Source organism: Luteimonas sp. Soil_C_16 (assembly GCF_057657295.1).
In genome coordinates this window covers 387990-411814 of the sequence record NZ_JBDGIS010000001.1, presented here as the reverse complement: position 1 = coordinate 411814, position 23825 = coordinate 387990, and the positions used below count along the sequence as shown (strand labels likewise).

The window sequence follows — 23825 nt, the reverse complement described above, 5'->3', positions numbered from 1 at the left end:
GTCGCGATGGGCTTAGATGCCCGAGTAGGTCGCGATGACGCTGACGCCCTGATAGCCGCCGGTGCCGCCGACGACGCGCACGAAGTAGCTGTCGTTGAGCGGGATCGTCACCTGCACGCTCTGCGTGGTGCCCGGACGCGACGAGGTCAGTGCGGCGTTGCTGCCGTCGAGCGCCGGCGACCGTCCGACACGCGCGAGCAGCTTGGCCTGGCCGCGACCGCCGTAGGTGCGGATCTGCAGGTTGCGCGCGCCGGCCGGCACGTCGATGCGGTACAGCGTTCCGGCGCCCTGGGCTGCGGACATGCCGTTGACCGCCACCGCCTTGGCCATGCGGATCGCCGTCGGCTCATCGCCGCCGGCCGCATTGCCGGCACCGCGCGCGGCGGCCTTGGCGGCATCGAGAATGCCCACGCCGATCTGGCGCAGTGGACGCACCGGGAAATCGCGCGAGGTCTGGGTCAGGATCTCGCGCATCTCCTGCGGCGTCGGCACCGGACGCCCGGCCTGCATCGCCGCGCTGATCACCAGCGCCGCGACACCGGCCACGTGCGGGGCCGCCATCGAGGTGCCGGCCTGGCCGACGTAGGCCGACTCGCCCGGCGTGGTCAGTCCGCGGTTGCCTGCCGACCACACGAAACCGGTGCGCGCCGTCGGGCCGCTGGTGCCGTCGTTCGGATACACGCCGCCACCCGGCGCCGACAGCGCGATGTTGGCGCCGAAGTTCGAGTACACCGCACGCGCGCCGGTGATGCCGGTCGCGGCCACGTTGATGACGCCCGGGCAGCTGGCCGGGGTGAACGAGGACGCATCACTGTTGCTGTTGCCGGCCGCGACGACGACGGTCGTGCCGCGCTGGCGGGCCGAGGCGATCGCCTGGCCATAGGCGCTGTCGGCTTCGCAGACGCCGAAGCCGCCGAGGCTCATGTTGATGATCTCGGCGGGATTCTGGTTGGCCGGCACGCCCGGCACGCTGCCGCCCGACGCCCAGACGATCGCATCGGCGATGTCGGCCGTGGTGCCGCCGCAATGGCCGAGCACGCGTACCGGCAACACCTTCGCATCGGGTGCGACGCCGGCCATGCCGACACCGTTGCCGGTGATCTGCGCGATCGTGCCGGCGACATGACTGCCGTGCCAGCTGCTGTTGGTCTGATCGCCGGGGAAGACGCAACCGCCGTTCTCGGCGAGGAAGCGGTCTTCGGTGTTCCAGTCACCGGTGTCCCAGCCGCCGGGCGCACGGCCGTCGATCGCGCGGCCGGAGTTCAAGGCGTTGCTGATGAAGTCGTAGCCGGCGTCGGCCAGCGAGGTGTCGAGATCGGGGTGGGCCAGGATGCCGGTGTCGAGCACCGCCACCACCACGCCTGCGCCGCGGCCGTATTGCCACGCGTTGAGGACGTCGATGCCGCCGCGGTTCGGGTAGCCCGGATCGGGCGCCAGCGTTTCGAGCGTGCCGTCGGGCGCGCGGAAGTGCCACTGCACGTTGAAGCCGGGATCGTTCGGCGTCGCGGCCGTCGCCGCCGGTACGGTGCGCAGGCGCTGCCAGTAGCGGTTGGGTTCGACGTGGGCCACGGACGGATCGGCCGCGAGCGTGCGCATCAGCGTGTCGAGTTCGCCATCGGACAGGCGGCGGTCGGGACGCACCAGATCGGCGCCGATCGCGAGACGACGCGTCGATGCGAGTGCCGGCGCGGCGGCGCGATGCGTGGCATTGAACTGCGACGCCGTGGCCGGTGCGCGCAGGATGCGCTGCATCGTCGCCGCGCCGGTGGTCGCATTGCGGCGTTCGGCGGTGCCGGCCTTGTAGGTCACCAGCAGGCCGTCGTAGACGACGCGCGGCGCTTCGGGATCGGCGGTGGACATCACCGACAGCGGCGCAACCGGCGACGCGGCCAGGGCAGGTGCGACGACGGCGCCGAGCGCGGCGGCCAGCAGGCCACGGCGGAGAACACGGGAAGACAGGGACATGGGTGCGATTCCTGGAAGATGGGATGGAAGAAACGAGGAGCCTGTCGTCACCAGCTGAAGCCGCCGCCGACGCCGACCGAACTTTCGGAGCCGGACATCGAGCCGCCGATCGACACGCTGGCGCGGTTGTCGCGGAACGCACGCTGGTAGCCGATCGCCAGCGCTTCTTCGCCGCCCTGCTGGCCGACGCCCACGCCGATGCGGTTGGCGCCGGACAGGCCCGCGCTGTTGACCGCCATCTGCGACATCGCCGTGCCCATCGCGCCGATCTTGTCGACACGACGATCGACCCGCTGGAAGCGGTCGTCGACGCTGGTGCGGAAGGCGTCGAAATCGCTGCGGTTGAGTGCGCGCGCGAACACGTCGTCGGTGTAGCTGCGCGCGCTGTTGAGCGTGGCCGTATCGCCGGCGGTGGCGTGCGCCTTCGCGTCGGCGAGCGTGCGGGTGTCGCCGGCATCGGCGTAGGTGCGGCTGGCGGTGGCGCTGCTCTGCACCTGGCCGACCGTCGCCGCATCGCTCGCGGCCACGCCGTCGGCGACGTGGGTCACGCGGCGCTGGTTGCCCGCACTGCCCACCGACACCGTGTTCGCCGCATCGGCGACCGAACCCTGGCCGATCGCGACCGACCCGTCGGCGCTCGCGACCGCGCCGGCGCCGATCGCGGTGCCGCCGCTGCCGGCCTGCGCGTTGCTGCCGACCGCGGTGCTGTTCGCCGTGGTGGCGACACTGCCGCTGCCGATCGCCAGACCATCACCGCTGCCGACGGGCACGGCGCCGCCGGTGCCGATCGCATCGAAACGTGCGCGGATCGCATCGAACTGGCTGTCGACGGCGCCGAAGGCATCGCCGACCGAGCCGAAGCTGCTGCCCTGGATCGTGTACGACGGACCGGCAAAGCCCGTCGCTGTCATCGCCGCGCCGCCGCCCAGCGCCTGCGCGAACGCGGTGCCGACGCCGAACACCTGGCCACCGTTGACGGCGTCCAGGCTGCCGCTCGCGAGCGCGCCATCGGCGACGTTCCGCAGCGTCGTGCCGCCTGCGCCGGCGAACGTCACCGTGTCCTTGCTGGCGACGTCGTCGTACTTCACCGCCGCGGCGTCGAGCGCGCCGACATCGCCGCCGACGGTCGCGATCGCGGTGTCGAGCTGGCCCTTGTTGACCGCATCGGTCGCGAACACGCCGTCGGCCACGTTGACCAGCTGGCGCTCGCTGCCGACATCGCCGATCGACACGACGTTGTCGCGATCGGCCACGGACGCCGCACCGAGCGCGACGCTGTTGATCGCGGTCGCGCTGGCGTTGTAACCGAGCGCCAGACTGTTCTCCTCCAGCGCGAATGCGCCGCTGCCGAGCGCGGTCGCACCGATGCCCCACGCCGCCGAGGTCGCGCCGACGGCCGTCGCGTATTCGGCGCTGGCGTAGCTGCCCGAGCCGATCGCGCTCGCATCGGTGGCCAGCGCGAGTGCATTGGCGCCCGCCGCGAGGCTGCGGGTCGCGTCCGCGTGGCTGTCGAAGCCGATCGCGGTCGCGTAGTCCGACAGCGCCCACGAGGCGGCGCCGACCGTGGTGCTGCCGAGGCCGTTGGCCTGGGTCGGCACGCCGGCATTGCTGGCGCCGATCGCGACGCTCTGCTGGCCGGCGGCGAGCGCGCCGTCGCCCATCGCGATGCCACCATTGCCCGGTGCGCGCGCATCGCTGCCGAGCGCGATGCCCGCGAATCCGGTCGCGTTCGCGTACGCGCCCATGCTCATCGCACCAAAACCCGTAGCCTGCGCGCCGTAGCCGATGGCGATGGCTTCGACCTCGGACGCGAACGCAGCGCGGCCCACGGCGATCGCACCGGCCGCGTCCGAAAATGCAGTCGCGCCGACCGCGACGGCATCGTTGGCGGTCGCGCGCGACGACCAGCCCAGCGCCGTCGACGTGCCGCCGCTGGCTTCGGTCGCCGCGCCCAGCGCGATCGCACCGAAAGCGGTGGCCTGCGCGCCGTCGGACTCGCCGAAATCGCTGCCGAAGAACGTGCCGCCGATGGCGATCGCGCCGGTGGAACTGGCCAGCGCGCTGTCGCCCATGGCGATGGCCGCCGAACTGGTGGAGCGTGCGCGACTGCCGATGGCGACGGCATCGCCGCCGCTCGCATCGGCGCGTGGACCGGCTGCGATCGAACGTGCGCCTGCGGCGCTGGCGACATCGCTGCCGTCGTCTGCACCATTGGCGGAGAAGTAGGCCTGTGCCTCGCTGCCCGCTGCGATCACCGCGTCGAGCTGGCGCTTGTTGACGGCGTCGGTCGCATCCACGCCGTCGGCGAGATTCACCAGCTGGCGCTCGCCGTCGACGCTGCCGATGGAGACGACATTGTCGCGATCGGCGACGGATGCCGCGCCAAGCGCGACGCTGTTGATCGCGGTCGCGCTGGCGTTGTAGCCGAGCGCGAGGCTGTTCTCCTCCAGCGCGAATGCACCGCTGCCGAGCGCGGTGGCGCCGACGCCCCACGCGGCCGAGGTCGCGCCGACGGCCGTCGCGTATTCGGCGCTCGCGTAGCTGCCCGAGCCGATCGCGCTCGCATCGGTGGCGAGCGCGAGCGCGTTGGCGCCCGCCGCAAGGCTGCGGGTCGCATCCGCATGGCTGTCGAAGCCGATCGCGGTTGCGTAATCCGACAGCGCCCAGGAAGCCGCGCCGACCGTGGTGCTGCCGAGGCCGTTGGCCTGGGTCGGCACGCCGGCGTTGCTGGCGCCGATCGCGACGCTCTGCTGGCCGGCGGCGAGTGCGCCGTCGCCCATCGCGATGCCGCCATTGCCGGGCGCACGTGCGTCGCTGCCGATGGCCAGCGCGGCGAAGCCGCTGGCATTCGCGTAGGCGCCCAGGCTGGCTGCGCCGAAATTGCTGGCCTGCGCGCCATAGCCGATGGCGATGGCTTCGATCTCGGTCGCAGTCGCGGCGCGGCCCACGGCGATCGCACCGGCCGCGTCCGAAAATGCAGTCGCGCCGACCGCGACGGCATCGTTGGCGGTCGCACGCGACGACCAGCCCAGCGCCGTCGACGTGCCGCCGCTGGCTTCGGTCGCCGCGCCCAGCGCGATCGCACCGAAAGCGGTGGCCTGCGCGCCGTCGGACTCGCCGAAATCGCTGCCGAAGAACGTGCCGCCGATGGCGATCGCGCCGGTGGAACTGGCCAGCGCGCTGTCGCCCATGGCGATGGACGCCGAACTGGTGGAGCGGGCGCGACTGCCGATCGCGACGGCATCGCCGCCGCTCGCATCGGCGCGCGGACCGGCTGCGATGGAGCGCGCGCCGGTGGCGCTGGCATCGTCGCTGCCGTCCTGTGCGCCGTTGACGGCGAAGTAGTACGCGGCCGCATCCAGCGAGTACGCCGCGACGACGCGGTCGTACTCGGCTGCATTCACATCGGCGTCGGCGTCGGCGTCAGCGTCGGGATCGGTGGCCTCGGACGTTGCGGTGTCGCGCGCGTCGTCGGCGGGCACTGCGTCGGATGCGGCGCTCGCGACGGGCGCGGACGCTGCCTGTGGCGCGGCGAGGGCATGACCCGACAGGGCCAGCAGCAGGGCCGCCGACAGCAGGCCGGGGCGCAACGTGCGCCGGGCGATGGGGCGGGAAGAAGGAGTGCGCGGCGTGGACATCGTCTGGCTTCCGGTTGCGGCGGGATGACGGCGCCGTGACAGGCGCTGGGTTTCCGATCTAAGCCGGTGCGATGCCCGTCGCTCAATGCACCGGAACTCTCCGCCGACTTACACTCGACTCTCATCTGCAGACGGGGCATCGGCCCCGGGACACGTCAGCCGCATGTCGCACGCGTCGCCCCTCGTCGCCCCCGGCCGTCGCCTGGCGGCATGGCTGCGCCGGGTGCCGATCTCCGATCCGGTCGACCGCCGCAATGCGCCGGCGTTGCAGGTGCTGCTGCTGTTCCTCGGTATCGAGATTCCGCTCAACAAGGGCTATCACCTGCTCAGCGGGCACGTGTCGATGACCGGCCCGCGGCTGTTCGTGGATCTGGGCACCGACGTCGCGATCGCCGGCGCGGCGTTCTTCGCGGTCTGGATGATCCGGCGCGGTCGCCTGCGCCAGGGCATCGCCGCATTCCTGACGATCCTGATGAGCTGCGCGGTCGCGGCGAACATCGCGTTCGGCTACCAGCTGCAGGCCTTCGATCCGTATCCGATGGTGATGCTGACCACGGCGGCGCTGGTGATCGGGCGCCGCGCACTGTGGATCGTCTACGCCTGTATTCCGGTCGTGTTCGCACTGGGCATGGCCAGCCCGTGGGGCCTGGGTCCGGCGCGCAGCGGCAGCGCGTTCCAGAACCTGCCGTCGCTGGCCTTCAGTTACCTGATGATCGCCATCGTGCTCGACCGCACCGTGGCCGCGCTGCGCGAAACCCTGTGGAAGGCGCAACGCAGCGCCCAGCAGCTGCGCGAGCAGATGATCGAACGCGAGCGCATGCGCGAACGCATGCTGCACATGCAGAAGATCGAATCGGTGGGCCATCTGGCCAGCGGCGTGTCGCACGATTTCAACAACGTGCTGGGCGCGATCGTCGGCTACACCGCCGAGCGGCACCGCCTGGACGAACTCGATTTCGATCCCGAACCCGACGCGCGCCGCATGGGCGACGCGCTGGAGGGCATCGAACTCGCCGCGCAGCGCGGCATCGCGCTCAGTCGCAAGCTGCTGAGCTTCAGCCGGCGCGAACTCGCGGTGCCGGCGCGCTTCGACGCGGCGCAGGCACTCGCCGATCTGGTGCCGATGCTGCGGCAGCTGTTCGACGGCCGCGTCGACGTCGTGCTCGACCTGCCCGATACGCCGGTGCCGGTGTTCCTCGACCGCAGCCAGCTCGATCTGGTGATGCTCAACTTCGCCGCCAACGCGCGCGATGCGATGCCCGGCGGCGGGCGCTTCGGCGTCACCCTGCGCGATGCCGGTGACGGCTGGGCGCGCATCGTCGTCACCGACACCGGCCAGGGCATGCCGCCCGAGGTGATGCGTCAGGCCTTCGAGCCGTTCTTCACCACCAAGCCCGCCGGTGAGGGCACGGGCCTGGGGCTGGCCGTGGCGCGGGAAATGACGCAGGAAGCAGGCGGCACGCTGACGGTCGACAGCACGCCCGGCCACGGCACGCGCTTCACCCTGCAACTGCCGCGCGTGATCTGAGCGCCTGTTCGAGGGCCGTCGCGAGCGACCGGGTTCCGGGCGGGCTCAGCCGCCTGGGCGCAGCACGTAGCCTTCGCCGCGCACCGCGTCCAGCGGCAGCGCCAGTCCGGTGCGGTCGAGCACCTTGCGCCGCAAGCGGTGCAGCAGCACGTCAAGCCGGTGCGGATCGGCGCCGCTTTCATCGCGTGCACGACCGGGCGCGGCGTCGAGCATGGCCTCGCGCGTGACCAGCCGGTCGCGCTGCGCCCACAGCATCTGCAGCACGTGGCGCTCCGAGCCGGTGAGCGCCATCGACTGGCCGTTCGGCGCGAACAGGCACCAGCCGTCGGGCTGCAGTTGCCAGCCCTCGTCGGCCACCTGCGGCGTGCGCGACAGCCGCCGCGCGAGGCTGAAGATCGTCGCGGCGAGGATGTCGATCTCGACCGGCTTGACCAGATACGCATCCGCGCCGCCGCTCAGGCCGCGCAGCCGGTCGGGCGGCTCGCCGCGTCCACTGAGGATCACGATGCCCAGTCCCGGATGCGCGGCCTGCAGCGACTGGGTCACGGTGAAGCCGTCGCTGTCGGGCAGGCCGATGTCGAGCACCACGATGTCGACCGGCGCCTGCGGCAACAGCGCCGCGAGCGCGGCGGCGGTGCGCAATGGACGCACGTCGAGGCCGTGCCGGCGCAGCCCGGGCACCAGCACGCGATCGCGCAGGACGTCGTCGTCCTCGAGCAGGGCGACGCACAGGGGACGGTCCGCGCCGCCGTGGTCTGGCGATGGATCGGTAGGCATGGACGGCGGTGGGACGGGCGGTGCGATGGCGATGTTCCGGAGTGCGGGCGGGCCGGATCGGCCGCCCTTGCAACGCCGTCAGCTTGTGCCCGCGCCCGCGTGCTGGCAAGCGTACGCACGCACGCGGCAGTGGGATGCACACGCGCACACGTGTCGAGATCGGTCGTTCGACACCGCAGGAAAACTATCGTCTGAAACTCGCAGCGGCGACTTTTTCCGCGGTGTCCTTCGCGCACACTGCCTCCCGCAACTCGGGAGGGCCGATGCGCAGCAAACTGTTCGTGCCGGGCGTGCGCCCGGACCTGTTCGGCAAGGCCTGGAACGGCCAGGCCGATGCGGTCTCGTTCGATCTCGAGGACGCCGTCGCCGACGCGCGCAAGGCCGAAGCGCGCGTCAACGTCGCCGCGTTCCTGCAGGCGCAGACGCGCGGCGCGGGCGCGCCATTGGCGATCGTGCGGACCAATGCACCGGACTCGCCCGAATACGAGGCCGACCTCGCCGTCGTGCTGCCGGCCAGGCCTGATCTGGTCAACCTGCCCAAGACCGACAGCGCCGACGACGTGCGCGCCGCGGTCGCGCGGATCGAAGCCCAGGAAGCCGCGCTCGGCCTCGCGCCGTCGGCCGGCCTGCTGCTCAACATCGAAACGCCGCGTGCGTTGCGCAACGCCGCCGCGATCGCCACCGCGCATCCGCGCGTGGCCGGCCTGCAGCTGGGCCTCGGTGATCTGTTCGAACCCGGCGGCATCCACCGCGTGCCGGCGCACGTGCAGGCGGTGATGCTGCAGGTCGCGCTGGCCGCGGCCGAAGCCGGCGTGTTCGCCTGCGATGGCGCGTGGACCGATCTCGGCGACGACGCCGGTTTCGAGCGCGAAGCACACCTTGCGCGGCAGCTCGGCTTCGTCGGCAAGAGCTGCATCCATCCGCGCCAGGTGCCGCTGGCGCACGCGGTGTTCGCCGTCGATGCCGACGAGCTGGCCCGTGCCCGACGCATCGTCGACGGCGCCGCCGATGCACGCCGCGAAGGACGCGCGGTCTGCGTCGTCGACGGTCGCATGATCGATGCGCCCTATCTGCGCCGCGCCGAACGCGTGCTGGCCCAGAGCCGGCGCGACGCGCGCGCCGACGGGGCATCGCCGACATGAGTCTTCGCGTCCCGACCGCGCGCCGCGAGCTCGCGCGCACGCCCGACACCGGAATCACCCGCATGCCGAATCCCTTCCTGCGCCGTCTGCTGCAGACCGCGACCCTGCTGTGCCTGTCGCTGCTCGCGCCGCTGGTCGCCCAGGCGCAGAGCTTGACGACCGTCGACGGTCGCGATCTGCCCGCGCTGCCGTCTGCCGCGAACGTGCAGGCGCTGTTCGTCCTCGATGACCAGCCGCTGGTGCTCGCCGCCGATCGCGCGTGGGTCCTCGCGCAGGACGGCACGGCCTGGCGTCCGCTCGCGATGCCCGACGCGCTCCTGGGTGCGTCCATCGTGTCGAGCGCCACCGGCGCGGGCCGTGCGTTCGTGCTGGCGGGCGCCGATGGACGCGTCGCGCGACCGGTCGCACTCACGTGGCGCAACGACACACTGGTCGCGCAGCCGTTGGCCGAATTGCCCGAAGTGTTGCAGCAGCCGCAGGCAGCGGTCCTCGGTGACACGCTTTATGTCGCCGGCCTTGCCGCCGACGGCAGTGCGCGCCTCGTGACACTGGCGCTGACTGCGGCGCCGGACGCTGCGACCTGGCGCACGATGGATGTCTGGCCCGGCGGGGCCGCGCCGGTGACGCTGGCCGCGCAACGCGCGGGCCTGTACCTGACCAGCGCCGACGGCCACATGCGCCGCTGGGTCGCCGATGGCGGCTGGAGCGATCGTGGCCGCGTGCCGGGTGCGGTGCAGGCGGGTGTCGCCCGGTCCATCGGCCAGGCGCACATCCTGTACCTCGTGCGGGGCGCGCCCGGCGCGGCGGCGGATCTGCGGCTGTTCCACACCATCACCGATTCCTGGGCATCGCTGCCGGCGACGCTGTCGGGCGATCCGCGTCTGGCCACCGGCTGGCGCAACGGCCTGCTGTGGGCCGCCGGCGACGGCGCGCAGTTGCGCCTGCACAGCGAAACCCTGCGCTCGGGCCAGCATCTGCTGCACTGGATCGACTGGCTGGTGATCGTGGTCTATCTGGTCGCGATGCTCGGCATCGGCGGCTATTTCTATCTGCGCGGCCAGAAGGGATCGGAAGCCGAGTTCTTCATGGGCGGCCGCAGCATCCCGTTCTGGGCCGCGGGCGTGAGCCTCTACGCGACCAACACCAGCTCGATCAGCTTCATCGCCATTCCCGCCAAGGCCTACGAGACCAACTGGCAGTACCTGACCAACAATCTGGTGGCGGTGCTGGGCCTGATGTTCGTCGCGGTGTGGATCGTGCCGCTGCTGCGCCGGCTCGATCTGATGTCGGTGTTCTCGTATCTGGAGACGCGCTTCCATCCGGCGATCCGCATGCTCGCCAGCGCGCTGGCGATCCTGATGCAGATCGGCAGCCGGCTCAGCGTGATCCTGTTCCTGCCCGCGCTGGCGATCGCCACGATCACCGGCATCGATGTGGTCTGGAGCATCATGATCATGGGCGGCTTCACCATCATCTACACGGTGATGGGCGGCATGCGCGCGGTGGTGTGGACCGACTTCGTGCAGGTGTTCGTGAAGATGGGGGGCGCGATCTTCGCGATCATCTTCATCCTGATGTCGCTGGGCGGCGATCTCGACGCGGTGCGCGAAGCGGTCGTCGTGCAGGACAAGACCAAGCTGCTCGACTTCAGTTTCGATCTCACCAAGGCGACGGTCTGGGGCTTCATCTTTCTCGTCGTGTTCGACGTCGTGCTGACCTTCCCCAAGGACCAGGTGCTGATGCAGCGCACGCTGGCGACCAAGTCCGACAAGGAGGCCGGTCGCTCGATCTGGGTGTTCGCCGCGATCATGATTCCCGGCGGCTTCGTGTTCTATTCCATCGGCACCGCGCTGTGGATGTACTACCGGCAGAATCCCGAACGGCTCGATCCGCTGCTGCCGATCGACGCGACGTTCCCGCTCTTCATCGCCGCCGAACTGCCGGTCGGCGTGACCGGCCTGATCATCGCCGGCATCTTCGCCGCCGCGATGTCGACGCTGTCGAGCATCATCAACAGCGTTGCGACGCTGCTGTCGGTGGACTTCTACGACCGCCTCGCGAAGACGCCGACCGAGCGCGGCAGCGTGCGCTTCGCCGAATGGATGACCGTCGTCGTCGGCCTGATCGGCATGGGGCTGGCGCTGCTGCTGTCGCGCTTCGACATCCACTCGCTGTTCGACGTGTCGATCGAACTGGCCGGCCTGCTGGGCGGTGGCTTCGCCGGTGCGTACACGCTGGGCATGTTCACCCGTCGCGCGAATTCGCAGGGCGTGGCGATCGGCATCGGCGCGGCGATCGTGCTGACCACCCTGGCGTGGTCGTTCGACCTCGTGCACCCGTACTTCTATCTCGGCATCTCGATCATGTTGTGCATCGTGATCGGCTATCTGGCGAGCCTGCTGTTCCCGCCGACGCAGCGCTCGCTCGAAGGCCTGACGATCCACGACCGCAAGACCCCGATCGAAGCCGTCTGAGCACGACCCCTGCCGTCCGGCAGGGGCGCAGCGCCGGCGGCCGGGCTACTGTCGCGCCACGCCCGGTCCATGGCCGTCCATCGACGGCCCCGCGCGCACCGCCAGGTCATGCGAAGGAGCGCATGCCGCCGGCACGGAGACGATTCTTGGACACCCAGTTCCTCTACACCTTCGTCAACGTCGTCGACCGGGGCTCGATGGCCGCCGCGGCCCGTTTCCTCAACATCACGCCGGCGGCGGTCGCCCAGCAGATCCGCACGCTGGAGCGCGAACTCGGCGTCGGGCTGATCGCGCGCGCCGGGCGCACCGTCTGCGTGACCGAGGAAGGCGCGCGCATCCTGCAGCGCACGCGCGACCTGCTGCGCGACGTGTCGGACCTGCGCAGCGTCGCCAACGATCGCGCGGTCGCCGGCGAACTGCGACTGGGCGCGTGTCCGACCGCGCTGGCCGGCATGCTGCCCGACGTGCTCGCGCGCATGGTCACCACGCTTCCGCAGATCAACGTCTTCATCAAACCCGGTTACTCGGCCGAGCTCTACACCGAGGTGGAGCAGGGCAACCTCGATGCGGCGATCGTGCTGCAGGCGCCGTTCGCGCTGCCCAAGACGTGCAACTGGGAAGTGCTGCGCGAGGAGCCGCTGGTAGTGCTGGCGCCGCAGCACATGGCGCATCGCGATCCGCACGAGCTGCTGTCGAGCGAACCGCTGATCCGCTACGACCGCCACCAGTGGGGGGGCCGCCAGGCCGACGACTATCTGCGCCGCGTCGGCATCACGCCGCGCGAGCGCTTCGAACTCAACGCGCTCAACGCGATCGCGGTGATGGTCGATCGCGGCCTCGGCGTGTCGCTGGTGCCCGACTGGGCGCAGCCCTGGCCGGCCGGCGTGCGGCTCGCGCGCATTCCATTGCCCGAGCCCGCGGAGCCGCGCCGCATCGGCATCGTCTGGTCGAATGCCAGCGTGCGCAGCCGGCTCGTGACCGCCCTGCGCGAGGAGTGCCGCGCGACCGCGCGTCGCCACGTCGACGAGGCCGCGATGCGCGAGTGATGGATGCTGCATAGCAGCAAACATTTTGTGCGATCGCAGGCAATAAAAACTGTCGTTTGAACATAGGTGCAGGCGGTTCATCCGCACCCTGCGCGCACCTAACCTTCGCCGCAACGTACCGGAAACGCGCGTGGGGAGGCGCCGTTCCATGCGAACCCGTCCTGCCGCATCGATGCGCGATCGCAGCGCCACGTCCACCGGCCGTCCGCACCCCGCCACCGGGGGCCCACGCATCGCACAGCCCGAAGAGAACACACCATGATCAAGCCGCTTTCCGCCGCGATCGGTTGCATCCTGCTGGCCGCCGCCGGCGCCGGACACGCGCAGCAGGCCGACAGCGACACCGATGACGCCGCGCGCCGCGATGCCAAGACACTCGATCGCATGGTCGTGACCGGCACGCGCGTGGCGACCTCGATCGACAAGATTCCTGGCGCCATCAGTCTGGTCTCGCAGGAGCAGGTCGCGCACACGCTGGCGATCACCGAAGACGCCACCGCCGTGCTCGCGCGTACCGTGCCGGGCTACGCCGAATCCTCGCAGGCGATGAGCAACACCGGCGAGACGCTGCGCGGCCGCATCGCACTGCGTCTGTTCGACGGCATCCCGCAGGGCTCGCCGCTGCGCGAGGGCGGCCGCAACGGCACGTTCACCGACATGGGTCTGGTCGGCCGTATCGAAGTGATCAACGGACCGTCGGCGTCGGAAGGCATCGGCGCCGCGGGCGGCATCATCAACTACATCTCCAAGGTGCCGACGGTCGAGGGGCACGAGACCCAGCTGACCACGCGCTACTCGACGCAGTTCGGCACCGACAGCAGCGGCTGGAAGGTCGGCGTGAACCACGCCTACAAGGGGGATGCCTTCGACATGCTGGCCAGCGCGTCGTACATCGACCGCGGCATCTCCTACGATGGCAACGGTCGCCGCATCGGCATGAACACCAGCGGCTCGGTGTCGGATTCCGAAGCGCGCAATCTGTACTTCAAGGGCGGCATGAACTTCGGCGAAGGCCTCGCGCAACGCCTGCAGTTCAGCTACAGCGACTTCAAGATCGAAGGCAAGGCGAATTACATCCAGGTCGAAGGCTGCCGCTTCGACCCGGTCGATTGCCCGGTGCCGACGACCAATACCTCCGAGCGCGGTTCGATCGCCGGCGCGCTCGCCGAGATCAACGATTTCCGCCAGGCGGCCGTGAACTACAGCCATGGCGATCTGTTCGGCGGCACGTTCAATGCCGACATCTACTGGGCCGACCAGGCGATGCGCTACCTGCCCGAGGACGGCGACGACCGCCAGCTGGTCAAGGTGGACGACAACTTCGACGAGGCGGACCGCATCTTCGACCAGTCCGAGATCGTGTCGAAGAAGCGCGGCCTGCGCACGTCGTGGACGCGCGGTGACCTGTTTGCCGTCGAAGGTCTGCAGCTGCGCACCGGTCTGGATCTGGTCGAGGACGAAGCCGCGCAGCGGCTTGCGATCACCAATCGCCTGTGGGTGCCGCCGATGCAGTATTCGAGCGTCGCACCGTATGCGCAGCTGAGCTGGGACGTCGGTCCGGTCACGGTCAGCGGCGGCGTGCGTCACGAGGACGGCAAGCTCGACGTCGACAGCTACACGACGACCGCGTTCCGCAACAGCGTGTTCGTGCAGGGCGGCGGCCTGGAATACTCGGAGACGATGAAGAACATCGGCGCGATCTGGCGCATCACCGACGAATTCTCCACGTTCGTCAGCTACGGCGAAGGCTTCGGCCTGGCGAACATCGGCATTCCGCTGCGCAACATCAGCGTGCCGAACCAGTCGGTCGACCGCATCGCCGATCTCGATCCGATCATCGTCACCAACCGCGAGGTGGGCTTCAACTGGGCCGGCACCGATGCATCCTTCGGCGCGTCGTACTACGACTCGCGCTCGCCGTTCGGCACCTCGCTGTCGGTCGATCCGATCACCAACGACTTCGTGCTGGCGCGTGCGCCGGTGCGGATCAAGGGCTTCGAGGCCAACGGCGAGTTCCGCTTCAACGACCAGTGGAAGGTGTCGGGCATCTATTCGCGGATCCGCGGCAAGACCGCGTTCTGGTCGTCGGCGCCCAACGGCGACTACGACGCCGGCGAACTGAAGAAGCCGCTGGGCGTGCTCGACGTCAATCCCGACAAGATCGCCGTGTCGGTCACCTGGAAGTTCGTGCCGACGGCCGACGTCACGCTGGGCGCGACCACGCTGCTCGATCGTGACCTGTCCGGCAGCGACGTGCGCAGCTTCGACAACCGCAGCTTCAGCTACGTCGAGAACACCGAGGGCTATACGCTGTTCGATCTGGGCGTGAACGTCGACACCGGCCGCTACGGCAAGCTGACCGTCGGCATCGAGAACCTGCTCGACAAGCAGTACATCCTCAGCTGGTCGCAGGTGCCGGGCTTCCAGAACTACTGGGCCGGTCGCGGGCGGATGGTGTCGCTCACGCACACGATCACGTTCTGATCGATGCGTTCCGATGAGATGGCCCCGCGTGGTGCGGGGCCTGCGTGCGGGATGCGGGAGATGCCGGTGCAGGCAGCAGACAGGACGCGACCGCGTCGCGCGAACGGTGACGGGCGGCGGCGCGTGCGACTGCCGCTGATCGCGCTGCTCGCCTGCGCGTGGCTGTCGCCGGTGATGTCCGCGCATGCGCTCGAACCGGTCGCGCCGGCTGCGCGCTGGCAGGCGCTCGATGCGTTCGTCGACGACGCGGTCGGCCCGGGCGGCTACACCGGCGTCGTGGCGTCGGTGTGGCAGGACGGCCAGCCGCCGCACGTGCACGTTGCAGGCAAGCGCGATCTCGCCGGCACCGCGCCGATGCGCGCCGATGCGATCTTCCGCGTCTACTCGATGACCAAGCCGATCGTCTCGGTCGCCGTGTTGATGCTGGTCGAGCGCGGACGCCTCGGACTCGACGACGACATCGCGGCGCACCTACCGGCGTTCGCCCAGCTGCGCGTGCTGGGCGATGACGGCGCACTGCGCGCACCCGCGCGTGCGCTGACGATCCGCCATCTGCTCACGCATACGTCCGGCATCGCCAACAGCGAGGGCGCGGCATTGCGTCTGCGCGAGGCGGCGGGCCTGGACGACGCCGCGGATCTGGACGTGTACGTCGAACGCCTTACTGCCGTGCCGCTGCAGCACGATCCCGGCACGGTGTTCGCCTATGACGGCGCCGCGACGAATGTCCTGTCGCGACTGGTCGAGGTGGTCTCCGGCGAATCTCTGGACGCGTTTCTGCGGGCCCGGCTGTTCGTGCCGCTGGACATGGTCGACACCGGGTTCTCGGTGCCGGCGGACCAGCGTGCCCGCGTGGTCGACATCACCACCACCGGCGACGACGGCCACCTGCGCATCGCCGACGGTCCGAGTGCGACGACGCCTGGCGCCGCGCTCAATCCCTACACCAGTGGCGCCGGGGGGCTGTACTCGACCGCGGCGGACTATCTGCGGTTCGCGCGCATGCTGCTCGGGCGCGGCGCGCTCGACGGCACACGCTATCTGCGCGAGGACACGGTGGCGATGATGCTGCGCAACCAGCTCGGCTTTCTCGACGCGCCACACACGAGCTTCAGTCCATTCGAAGGCTTCGGCTTCGGTGTCTCGGTGCAACTCGATCCTGCCGCGCGCGGGCGTCTCGGTGCGCCGGGACAGGTCGGCTGGTCGGGCGCAGCGTCGACGTATTTCACGATCGATCCGGCGCGCGGCCTCGTCGCGATCCTGCTCGCCCAGCATCTGCCGCGCGACGTGGCGGGCGATCCGCCGCGGCTGGCGACGCCGTTCTACAACCTCGTCCAGCAAGGCGCTGCACCGTGAGCGCCGGTCGCGTGCTCGTCGCCGGCTCGGCGAATCTCGATTTCGTGGTGCGCGCCGCGCACATCCCGGCGCCCGGCGAAACCGTGCTGGGCCGTGAATTCCAGACCTTCCCCGGCGGCAAGGGCGCCAACCAGGCCGTTGCCGCCGCGCGCGCGGGCGGTGCGGACACCCGGATGCTGCTCGCCCTCGGCGACGACGCGCACGCGGTGCCGGTCGAGGCCTCGCTGCGCGAGGCGGGCGTCGCACTCGACATCCGCCGGCAGACCGCGCACGCGACGGGTGTCGCCTTCATCTGCCTGTCCGACGGCGCGGAGAACGCGATCACCGTCGCGCCGGGCGCCAACGCCGCGCTCGTCGCCGACGACCTGCCCGATCTCGCCGGTGTGGACACCCTGCTGCTGCAGCTGGAAACCCCGATCGACGCGGTCACCGCGTGGGCCACGCGCGCGCGCGAGGCCGGCGTGCGCGTGGTGCTCAATGCCGCGCCGGCGCGCATCCTGCCCGATGCGCTGCTGGGCCAGGTCGACGTGCTGATCGTCAACGAGGGCGAGCTGGCGATGATCGCCCACCAGGCCGACGATCTCATCAGCGCCCTGAAATGCGTGCCGGTGCCGGCCGTCGTCGTCACCCTCGGCGCAGTCGGCTGCATCGCCCGGGACGGGACGGACCTGCATCTGCAACCCGCATTTCCGGTTGCGGCAGTGGACACCACGGCTGCGGGCGATACCTTCTGTGGCGTGCTGGTGGCGACACTCGCGCGCGGCGCAACGCTGGTGGCCGGACTGCGCGCTGCCGCGGCGGCTTCAGCGCTCGCCTGCACCGCGCTCGGCGCGCAGTCGAGCGTGCCGGCGCGCGCCGACGTCGACGCGCTGCTGCGTGGCGATGCCGACAGCGCAGGCCTCGATGCACTCGCAGCGCGCTGCGCATCGTCGGCCGCCTGATCCGTTCTTCTTCGAGAGTTCCCCCATGAGTCCGTCCCCCTACCGCACGCTCGACGAGGACCAGCCCGATGACGGCAGGCCCGTCGACGCGGATTACGGCCCGGCGCCGCGCCGCACCGAGTACAAGTTCTCGCACGTCACCACCGGACGGTATCTGCCGACACCGGGCAAGGCGCCCGGCTGGCCGTTCGCCGACATCGGCGACTGGATGATCGACGCCAACGACAGCGCACAGGACTGGCTGGCCGAACTGCGCGACTGGCGGCGTGAGCACCTCGTGCGCATCGGCTACGACGACGCGAACTACCGCCATCCCGACCTGCAATGGGCGCAGCGCAACTTCGTGCACGCGCAGATGATGGTCGAGGACCGCTACTTCTTCGATCCCGACACCCGCACCTACACCGTCGACCGCTATCTCGACGATCTGGTCGAACGTTTCGGCGGCCTCGATTCGGTGCTGATCTGGTACGTCTATCCGAACATCGGCGTCGACGACCGCAACCAGTTCGATCTCGCCCACGACATGCCCGGCGGCCTCGACGGTCTGCGTGAAGCCGTGCAGGCCTTCCAGGCGCGCGGCGTGCGCGTGTTCCTGCCGGCCAAGCCCTGGGATCACGGCACGCGCGATCCCGGCGTCAGTCACTGGGAAGGCCTCGCGGAGATCGTCGCGGCGGTCGGCGCGGACGGCATCAACGGCGACACTTTCAACGGCGTGCCGCGCGCGTTCTTCGATGCCTGCCAGCGCCTGGGCCGCACCGTGGTGCTCCAGCCCGAATCGACGATCAGTTCGGAAGAACAGCTGATCTGGAACGTGCAGAGTTGGGGCAAGAAGGCGCCCGACGGGCCGGTGCCGCCGGTGTCGAAGTGGAAGTGGCTCGAACCGCGGCACATGGTGAACTACGAGAACCGCTGGGGCCGCGACCGCACGCACGACCTGCAGTACTGCTTCTTCAACGGCATCGGCTACAACGCCTGGGAGAACATCTGGGGCATCTGGAACCAGTTCACCCCGCGAGATGCCGAAGTCCTGCGCCGCATCGCCACGATCTATCGCCAGTTCCCCGATCTCGTCGTATCGATGGACTGGGCGCCGTACCAGACCAGTCTGCAGCGCGGGGTGTTCATCAGCCGGTTCCCCGGGGCGGACCGCACGTTGTGGACGCTGGTCAATCGCAATGCGTACGCCGTCGATGGCGAACAGCTCGCGCAGCCGCACGTCGACGGCACGCGCTACTACGACGTCTGGAATGGACGCGCGCTGTCGCCGCGCATCGTCGATGGCCAGGCGCTGTTCGAACTGTCGCTGGAAACACGCGGTTTCGGCGCTGTGCTCGCAGTCGATGAAGGCGCACCGGTCGAAGGTCTCGACGGCTTTCTCGCGACGGTGGCCGCGCAGGCGGCGCAGCCGCTCGGCGCGCACTCGGCGGCCTGGCGTGCGCTCCCGCAGACGCTGGTCGATGTGGCGTCGACGACGCCGCAGGCCGACGCACCCGAGGGCATGGTCACCGTGCCGGCCGGCAGCTTCCTGTTCCAGGTCGGCGGCATCGAGATCGAGGGCTTCAACTGGTCCGGCGTCGACGTGCAGTACCCGTGGGAAGACAGTCCACGTCGCCATCACCGGCGGCGCATGGATCTGGCGGCATTCCACATCGACCGCCATCCGGTCACCAACGCGCAGTTCAAGCGATTCATCGATGACAGCGGCTACGCGCCGCGTGACGCGCACAACTTCCTGCGGCACTGGGTCGACGGCGCGCCGCGCGCCGGCTGGGAGCGCAAGCCGGTGATCTGGGTGTCGCTCGAAGACGCCCGTGCCTACGCCGCGTGGGCCGGCAAGCGTCTGCCGCGCGAATGGGAGTGGCAGTACGCCGCGCAGGGCATCGACGGTCGCCGCTACCCCTGGGGCAACGACTGGCACGACAGCTTCGCGCCGCGGGTCAATCGCGGACGCCGCCTGCAGCCGCCCGCCGACGTCGACGCGCATCCGCAGGGTGCATCGCCGTTCGGCGTCGAGGACCTGGTCGGCAGCGTGTGGCAGTGGACCGATGAATTCGCCGACGACCACACGCGCGCAGCCATCCTGCGCGGCGGCAGCAGCTACCAGCCGCAGACCTCGCACTGGTACTTCCCGCAGGCCTACCGCCTCGACCAGCACGGCAAGTACCTGCTGATGGCACCGTGCAAGGACCGTTCGGGCACGATCGGTTTCCGCTGCGTGGTGGATGCCGGCGGGGACGCGCAATGAGCACACCGGTGACCGTGCGCGACGTACAGCGGCCGCCCGCGCCGTCGCAGGTGCGCCTGCGCGGCCTGCTCGGCGATGCGCTCGATGCCAACCGCCGCGGCCGCCTGTCGACCTTCGTCACCGGTCCCGAAAGCCCCGCGATCGCGATCTTCGATCCCGCGCATCGCGCGCACAACGATGAGGGCGACTGGTACGGCGAACACGCCGGCAAGTGGCTGTCGGCGGCGGCCAAAGCGGCGGCGCGCAGCGGCGACGCGGCATTGGAAGCGCATCTGCGCGCGGTGGTGTCCTATCTGCACGCGGTGCAGGACACCGACGGCTATCTCGGAACCTACGCGCCGCACCGGCGTTTCATGGTGCCGCAGCCGCCGAAGCCCGAAAGCTGGAACGGCGAGCCGGCGCTGCGCACCTGGGACGTATGGACGCACGCGTATCTGCTGCTCGGCCTGCTCGACGTGCACCGCGCGTTTCCGGATTCGGGCGCGCTCGACGCCGCGCGAAGGATCGGCGCGCTGTGCTGGCGCACGTTCTGCGTCGACGGCATCGACATCACCAGTGTCGGCAACCACCACGGCATGTCGGCGACGGTGCTGCTCGATCCGGTGATGGATCTGCATGCGCTGACCGGCGATGCGGATCTGCTCGCGCTGGCGCATCGCATCGTCGAGCAGATGGACGCCAATCCGCGTCTCGCCCTGATCGAACGCGCGCTCGATGGCGCCGATCCGTCCGAGATCGCGACCGGCAAGGCCTACCAGCTGTGCTGGAACCTCGTCGGCCTGGCCAAGCTCGCGCGCGTCAGCGGCGATCCGCGCCATCGCGCCGTACTCGATGCGCAGTGGCAGGCGATCGCCGACCATCACCTGAGTCTCGGCGGCGGTCCCTTTGGCGGCATCGGCCATCGCTCGCGCGAAGTGTTCAATCCAGCCTTCGTGTTCGACCCGCAGGCGTACGTCGAAACCTGTTCGATCCTCGCCTGGCTGCAGCTCAACCGCGAACTGCTGGCGATCACCGGTCACGCGCGCCACGCCGAGGAGATCGAACGCACCGCCTACAACGATCTGCTCGGCGCGCAGGCGCCCAACGGCGAGGACTGGTGCTACTACTCCTACGCCAACGGTCAGCGCATCCACACGAACTACTGGCGTTGCTGCAAATCCAGCGGCGCGATGGCGATCGAGGAACTGCAGGGCGTGGCCTACGCCGAGCGCGACGATGGCCCCGTGGTGAACCTGCTCGGCCCGGGTGAGGCGACGTTCGATCGCAGCGACGCCGGTCGCGTGCGCATCGTGCAGGACACGGGCTACCCGTTCGACGGCGCCGTCCGTTTCACGCTCGACGTGGCGCGGGAGGCGGCATTCGTGTTGCGCATCCGCATTCCGGCATGGGCGCAGGGCGCGACGCTGTCGATCAATGGCGCACCCTTCGACGCCGCGCTCGTGGCGGGCGACTACGCCAGCCTTGCGCGCACCTGGCGCAATGGCGACGTGGTGATGCTCGATCTGCCGATGCCGCCACGCGTGCATCGTCGCAGCTACCGCAACGTGCAGATCTCGCGCGCGCCCGACGGCAGCCCGGTGCGCCAGCAGGTGCTGCACTACACGTGGATCGCCTTCGGACGCGGCCCGCTGGCGTATGCGACCGGGCTGATCGACGGCTACAGGACGGCGGAGATCGTGCGCCTGCCGGCCGACGATGCGCAGATCCGCCTAGAAACCCTGCCGCCGCAGAGCGATGACCCGGCCGTTGGCCTGCGCCTGCATCTCGACGATCGCGCGTCGATCGATTTCGCGCCGTACTACGGGCTCGGCGCGCGTGCCGACCGCATCTGGCGGCTGACCTGGCTGGGCCTGGCGCCGGCCGGCGACGGCGCGGACAGCGGAGATTGCGGAGCGCTTTGAGATGATGCCCGTGCGCAAGCAAGTTTCTGTGGCGCGAGAACATAGACAGGACGGATGGGTTGCGATGCCGGGCTTGCGCAGACTGCGCGCGGGCACCGCCGCAGCCACGAAAGGATGTCGGACGACATGACGGGTTCCATCTTCGACAGCGGTCGCAGCGGGCCGCCGGGGCCGCTGAGCGGCGTGCGCGTGCTGGATCTCAGCGCGTACATCGCCGGTCCCTACGGGTGCGCGCTGCTCGCCGACCAGGGCGCCGACGTGATCAAGGTCGAGCCGCCGGATGGCGACAACCTGCGCAACTATCCGTCGACGCTCGCCGACGAAAGCCGTGCGTTTCTCGGCGTGAACCGCAGCAAGCGCGGCGTCACCCTGAACCTGAAGGACCACGACGATCGCGCCGTGCTCTATCGCCTGGTGCGCGAGGCCGACGTGCTGGTGCACAACTTCCGCCCCGGCGTGCCGGAACGGCTGGCGATCGATTTCACCACGCTGTCGGCGCTGAATCCGCGGCTGATCTACTGCGCGGTCACCGGCTACGGCGAAACCGGTCCGCTGAAGGACAAGGCCGGCTACGACCAGGTGCTGCAGACGATGACCGGCATGTGCACGCTGCAGGGCAAGCGCGGTGGCGCACCGGAGATCATCTACGGCTCGGTGGTCGACTACTACGCGGCCGCATTGCTCGCCGCCGGCGTGTCGTCCGCGCTGTTCGAGCGCGAGCGCAGCGGCGAAGGCCAGTTCGTCGGCGTGTCGCTGCTGCGCAGCGCGCTGACCATGCAGTCCGCGCGCATGGTGTGGGCCGAAGGCGAGGCGCTCGACATCGGCCGCGACATGCGCTCGGGCGGCGTGACCGGCCTGCATCCCACGCGCGAGGGCTGGCTGTACGTGTCGGCCAACACGCCGCGGTTCTGGCAGGCGCTGTGCGCGCTGACCGGTCTCGATGCGCTGGCCGCCGATCCGCGCTACGACAGCGTGCGCAAGCGCGCCGCGCATGCCGACGAAATCCTGCCGCAGCTGCACGCGGCGCTGGCCACGCGGGACGCACTGGACTGGGAAGCGCGTTTCGGCGACGCCGTGCCCTGCGCGGCGGCGCGCGCGGTCGAGGACATGTTCGAACACCCGCAGGTACTGGCCGAGGAGATCGTGGCGACCATCGATCACCCGCGCCTGGGCAGCTATCGTGGCGTTTCCCGGCCGATCCGCTTCGGCCGCACGCCAGGACCCGCCCCGTTCGCCGCGCCCGGGCTCGGCGAGCACTCGGACGCGGTCAGGGTGGCCCTCGACGACGCCGGGCGCGACAATGACGGGCCCGCCTGACACGCGGCGCGCGTCCCGAACCCTGAGGTGTCCATGTCCGCTGCAACATCCGCGTCCAAACTCGAACAGCTGCGCGAGCTCTCCGTGGTCGTCGCCGACACCGGCGATGCCGACGCCATCGCCCGCCTGAAGCCGGTCGACTGCACCACCAACCCGACGCTGGTGCGCAAGGCGCTGGACCTGCCGATCTACGCCGATCTCGTCGAGCGCGAGCTCGAACGCGCCGAGGATCTGGACGGCGACGTCGACACCGTCGCGCGCAAGGTCGTCGATCGCCTGACGATCGGCGTGGGCCGCAAGCTCGCCGGTCTGGTGCCGGGCCGTGTGTCGACCGAGGTCGATGCCGATCTGTCGTTCGACACAGAGGCGACGATCGCCAAGGCACGCCAGTTCATCGAGATGTACCAGGACGCCGGCGTGCAGCGCGAGCGCGTGCTGATCAAGATCGCCGCGACCTGGGAAGGCATCCGCGCCGCGCGCGAGCTGCAGCGCGAGGACATCGACTGCAACCTGACGCTGATCTTCAACCGCACACAGGCGATTGCCTGCGCGGAGGCCGGCGTGTTCCTGATCTCGCCGTTCGTCGGCCGCATCCTCGACTGGCACGTTGCGCGCGGCGACACGCCGGCGACGATCGACGACGATCCGGGCGTGCGCTTCGTGCGCGACGTCTACACCGAGTTCAAGCGTCGCGGTTCGCCGACGGTGGTCATGGGCGCGTCGTTCCGCTCGACCGCGCAGATCGAGGCGCTGGCCGGTTGCGACCGTCTGACGATCTCGCCGGACCTGCTGGAAAAGCTCGACGCCGAGCATGGCGAGCTGCCGCGCAAGCTCGACGCGGACGAGGGCGACGGCGAGATCGCACCGCCGGTGGATGCCGCGCGCTACGCCGCCGACCTCGCTGCCGATCCGATGGCGACCGAGAAGCTGCGCGACGGCATCGCCGCGTTCGCCAAGGATCTGGACGCACTGCGGGCGACCATCGCCCAGCGCCTGCAGGCCCGCTGA

Annotated in this window: 14 protein-coding genes; 11 read left to right on the top strand and 3 right to left on the bottom strand. The window is 70.1% G+C overall.

Annotated features, from left to right (window positions below; translation table 11 throughout):
- Positions 1-12 precede the first annotated feature (12 nt).
- Together AC3A5T_RS01795 and AC3A5T_RS01790 are read right to left on the bottom strand one after the other, a co-directional pair.
- Positions 13-1965: a S8 family serine peptidase gene (locus AC3A5T_RS01795; RefSeq protein ID WP_487627090.1), complete on the bottom strand. Its 1953-nt coding sequence runs from the start codon at positions 1963-1965 to the stop codon at positions 13-15.
- Positions 1966-2012: 47 nt separating this feature from the next.
- Positions 2013-5603 carry a YadA-like family protein gene (locus AC3A5T_RS01790; RefSeq protein ID WP_487627089.1) on the bottom strand — a complete coding sequence of 1197 codons (3591 nt, stop codon included), beginning with the start codon at positions 5601-5603 and terminating at the stop codon, positions 2013-2015.
- 163 nt (positions 5604-5766) lie between these two features.
- Between AC3A5T_RS01790 and AC3A5T_RS01785 the strand changes: the two genes are divergently transcribed.
- Positions 5767-7131, top strand: a complete 1365-nt coding sequence (locus AC3A5T_RS01785; RefSeq protein ID WP_487627088.1) for a sensor histidine kinase — start codon at positions 5767-5769, stop codon at positions 7129-7131.
- A 45-nt stretch (positions 7132-7176) separates the two neighbouring features.
- Here the strand turns inward: AC3A5T_RS01785 and AC3A5T_RS01780 are convergent, their stop codons facing one another.
- Positions 7177-7908, bottom strand: coding sequence for a response regulator transcription factor (locus AC3A5T_RS01780; RefSeq protein ID WP_332078977.1), 732 nt, complete (start codon positions 7906-7908; stop codon positions 7177-7179).
- 263 nt (positions 7909-8171) lie between these two features.
- Here AC3A5T_RS01780 and AC3A5T_RS01775 point away from each other — a divergent pair, with 263 nt between their 5' ends.
- The 10 genes from AC3A5T_RS01775 to AC3A5T_RS01730 all read left to right on the top strand — a co-directional run bounded on the left by AC3A5T_RS01775 (position 8172) and on the right by AC3A5T_RS01730 (position 23825).
- On the top strand, positions 8172-9050 hold the full coding sequence (locus AC3A5T_RS01775) for an HpcH/HpaI aldolase/citrate lyase family protein (RefSeq protein WP_487627087.1): 879 nt from the start codon (positions 8172-8174) through the stop codon (positions 9048-9050).
- Positions 9047-11524 carry a sodium:solute symporter family transporter gene (locus AC3A5T_RS01770; RefSeq protein ID WP_487627086.1) on the top strand — a complete coding sequence of 826 codons (2478 nt, stop codon included), beginning with the start codon at positions 9047-9049 and terminating at the stop codon, positions 11522-11524. The genes AC3A5T_RS01775 and AC3A5T_RS01770 overlap by 4 nt, the downstream gene beginning before the upstream one ends.
- A 146-nt stretch (positions 11525-11670) precedes the next feature.
- Positions 11671-12570, top strand: a complete 900-nt coding sequence (locus AC3A5T_RS01765) for a LysR family transcriptional regulator (RefSeq protein ID WP_332078982.1) — start codon at positions 11671-11673, stop codon at positions 12568-12570.
- 258 nt (positions 12571-12828) lie between these two features.
- Complete coding sequence (locus AC3A5T_RS01760; protein WP_487627085.1) at positions 12829-15054, top strand: TonB-dependent receptor; 2226 nt, start codon at positions 12829-12831, stop codon at positions 15052-15054.
- Positions 15055-15177: 123 nt separating this feature from the next.
- Positions 15178-16410 (top strand): serine hydrolase domain-containing protein, encoded by a 1233-nt coding sequence (locus tag AC3A5T_RS01755; RefSeq protein ID WP_487627084.1) that lies wholly within the window; start codon positions 15178-15180, stop codon positions 16408-16410.
- The gene (locus AC3A5T_RS01750) at positions 16407-17351 is read left to right on the top strand and encodes a ribokinase (RefSeq protein ID WP_487627083.1); all 945 of its coding nucleotides are present in this window, start codon (positions 16407-16409) and stop codon (positions 17349-17351) included. Before AC3A5T_RS01755 ends, AC3A5T_RS01750 begins: the two co-directional genes overlap by 4 nt.
- Before the next feature lie 25 nt (positions 17352-17376).
- Positions 17377-19599 carry a formylglycine-generating enzyme family protein gene (locus AC3A5T_RS01745; RefSeq protein WP_487627082.1) on the top strand — a complete coding sequence of 741 codons (2223 nt, stop codon included), beginning with the start codon at positions 17377-17379 and terminating at the stop codon, positions 19597-19599.
- Positions 19596-21500 (top strand): glycoside hydrolase family 127 protein, encoded by a 1905-nt coding sequence (locus AC3A5T_RS01740; protein WP_487627081.1) that lies wholly within the window; start codon positions 19596-19598, stop codon positions 21498-21500. The genes AC3A5T_RS01745 and AC3A5T_RS01740 overlap by 4 nt, the downstream gene beginning before the upstream one ends.
- Before the next feature lie 126 nt (positions 21501-21626).
- Complete coding sequence (locus AC3A5T_RS01735; RefSeq protein WP_487627080.1) at positions 21627-22817, top strand: CaiB/BaiF CoA transferase family protein; 1191 nt, start codon at positions 21627-21629, stop codon at positions 22815-22817.
- 33 nt (positions 22818-22850) lie between these two features.
- The gene (locus AC3A5T_RS01730) at positions 22851-23825 is read left to right on the top strand and encodes a transaldolase (RefSeq protein ID WP_487627079.1); all 975 of its coding nucleotides are present in this window, start codon (positions 22851-22853) and stop codon (positions 23823-23825) included.

What these genes read in the sequence shown, in the direction of transcription:
- AC3A5T_RS01795 (WP_487627090.1), bottom strand. Translation starts at nt 1,965, where the DNA reads ATGTCCCTGTCTTCCCGTGTTCTCCGCCGTGGCCTGCTGGCCGCCGCG.
- AC3A5T_RS01760 (WP_487627085.1), top strand. Translation starts at nt 12,829, where the DNA reads ATGATCAAGCCGCTTTCCGCCGCGATCGGTTGCATCCTGCTGGCCGCC.
- AC3A5T_RS01790 (WP_487627089.1), bottom strand. Translation starts at nt 5,603, where the DNA reads ATGTCCACGCCGCGCACTCCTTCTTCCCGCCCCATCGCCCGGCGCACG.
- AC3A5T_RS01770 (WP_487627086.1), top strand. Translation starts at nt 9,047, where the DNA reads ATGAGTCTTCGCGTCCCGACCGCGCGCCGCGAGCTCGCGCGCACGCCC.
- AC3A5T_RS01780 (WP_332078977.1), bottom strand. Translation starts at nt 7,908, where the DNA reads ATGCCTACCGATCCATCGCCAGACCACGGCGGCGCGGACCGTCCCCTG.
- AC3A5T_RS01745 (WP_487627082.1), top strand. Translation starts at nt 17,377, where the DNA reads ATGAGTCCGTCCCCCTACCGCACGCTCGACGAGGACCAGCCCGATGAC.
- AC3A5T_RS01785 (WP_487627088.1), top strand. Translation starts at nt 5,767, where the DNA reads ATGTCGCACGCGTCGCCCCTCGTCGCCCCCGGCCGTCGCCTGGCGGCA.
- AC3A5T_RS01735 (WP_487627080.1), top strand. Translation starts at nt 21,627, where the DNA reads ATGACGGGTTCCATCTTCGACAGCGGTCGCAGCGGGCCGCCGGGGCCG.
- AC3A5T_RS01775 (WP_487627087.1), top strand. Translation starts at nt 8,172, where the DNA reads ATGCGCAGCAAACTGTTCGTGCCGGGCGTGCGCCCGGACCTGTTCGGC.
- AC3A5T_RS01730 (WP_487627079.1), top strand. Translation starts at nt 22,851, where the DNA reads ATGTCCGCTGCAACATCCGCGTCCAAACTCGAACAGCTGCGCGAGCTC.
- AC3A5T_RS01740 (WP_487627081.1), top strand. Translation starts at nt 19,596, where the DNA reads ATGAGCACACCGGTGACCGTGCGCGACGTACAGCGGCCGCCCGCGCCG.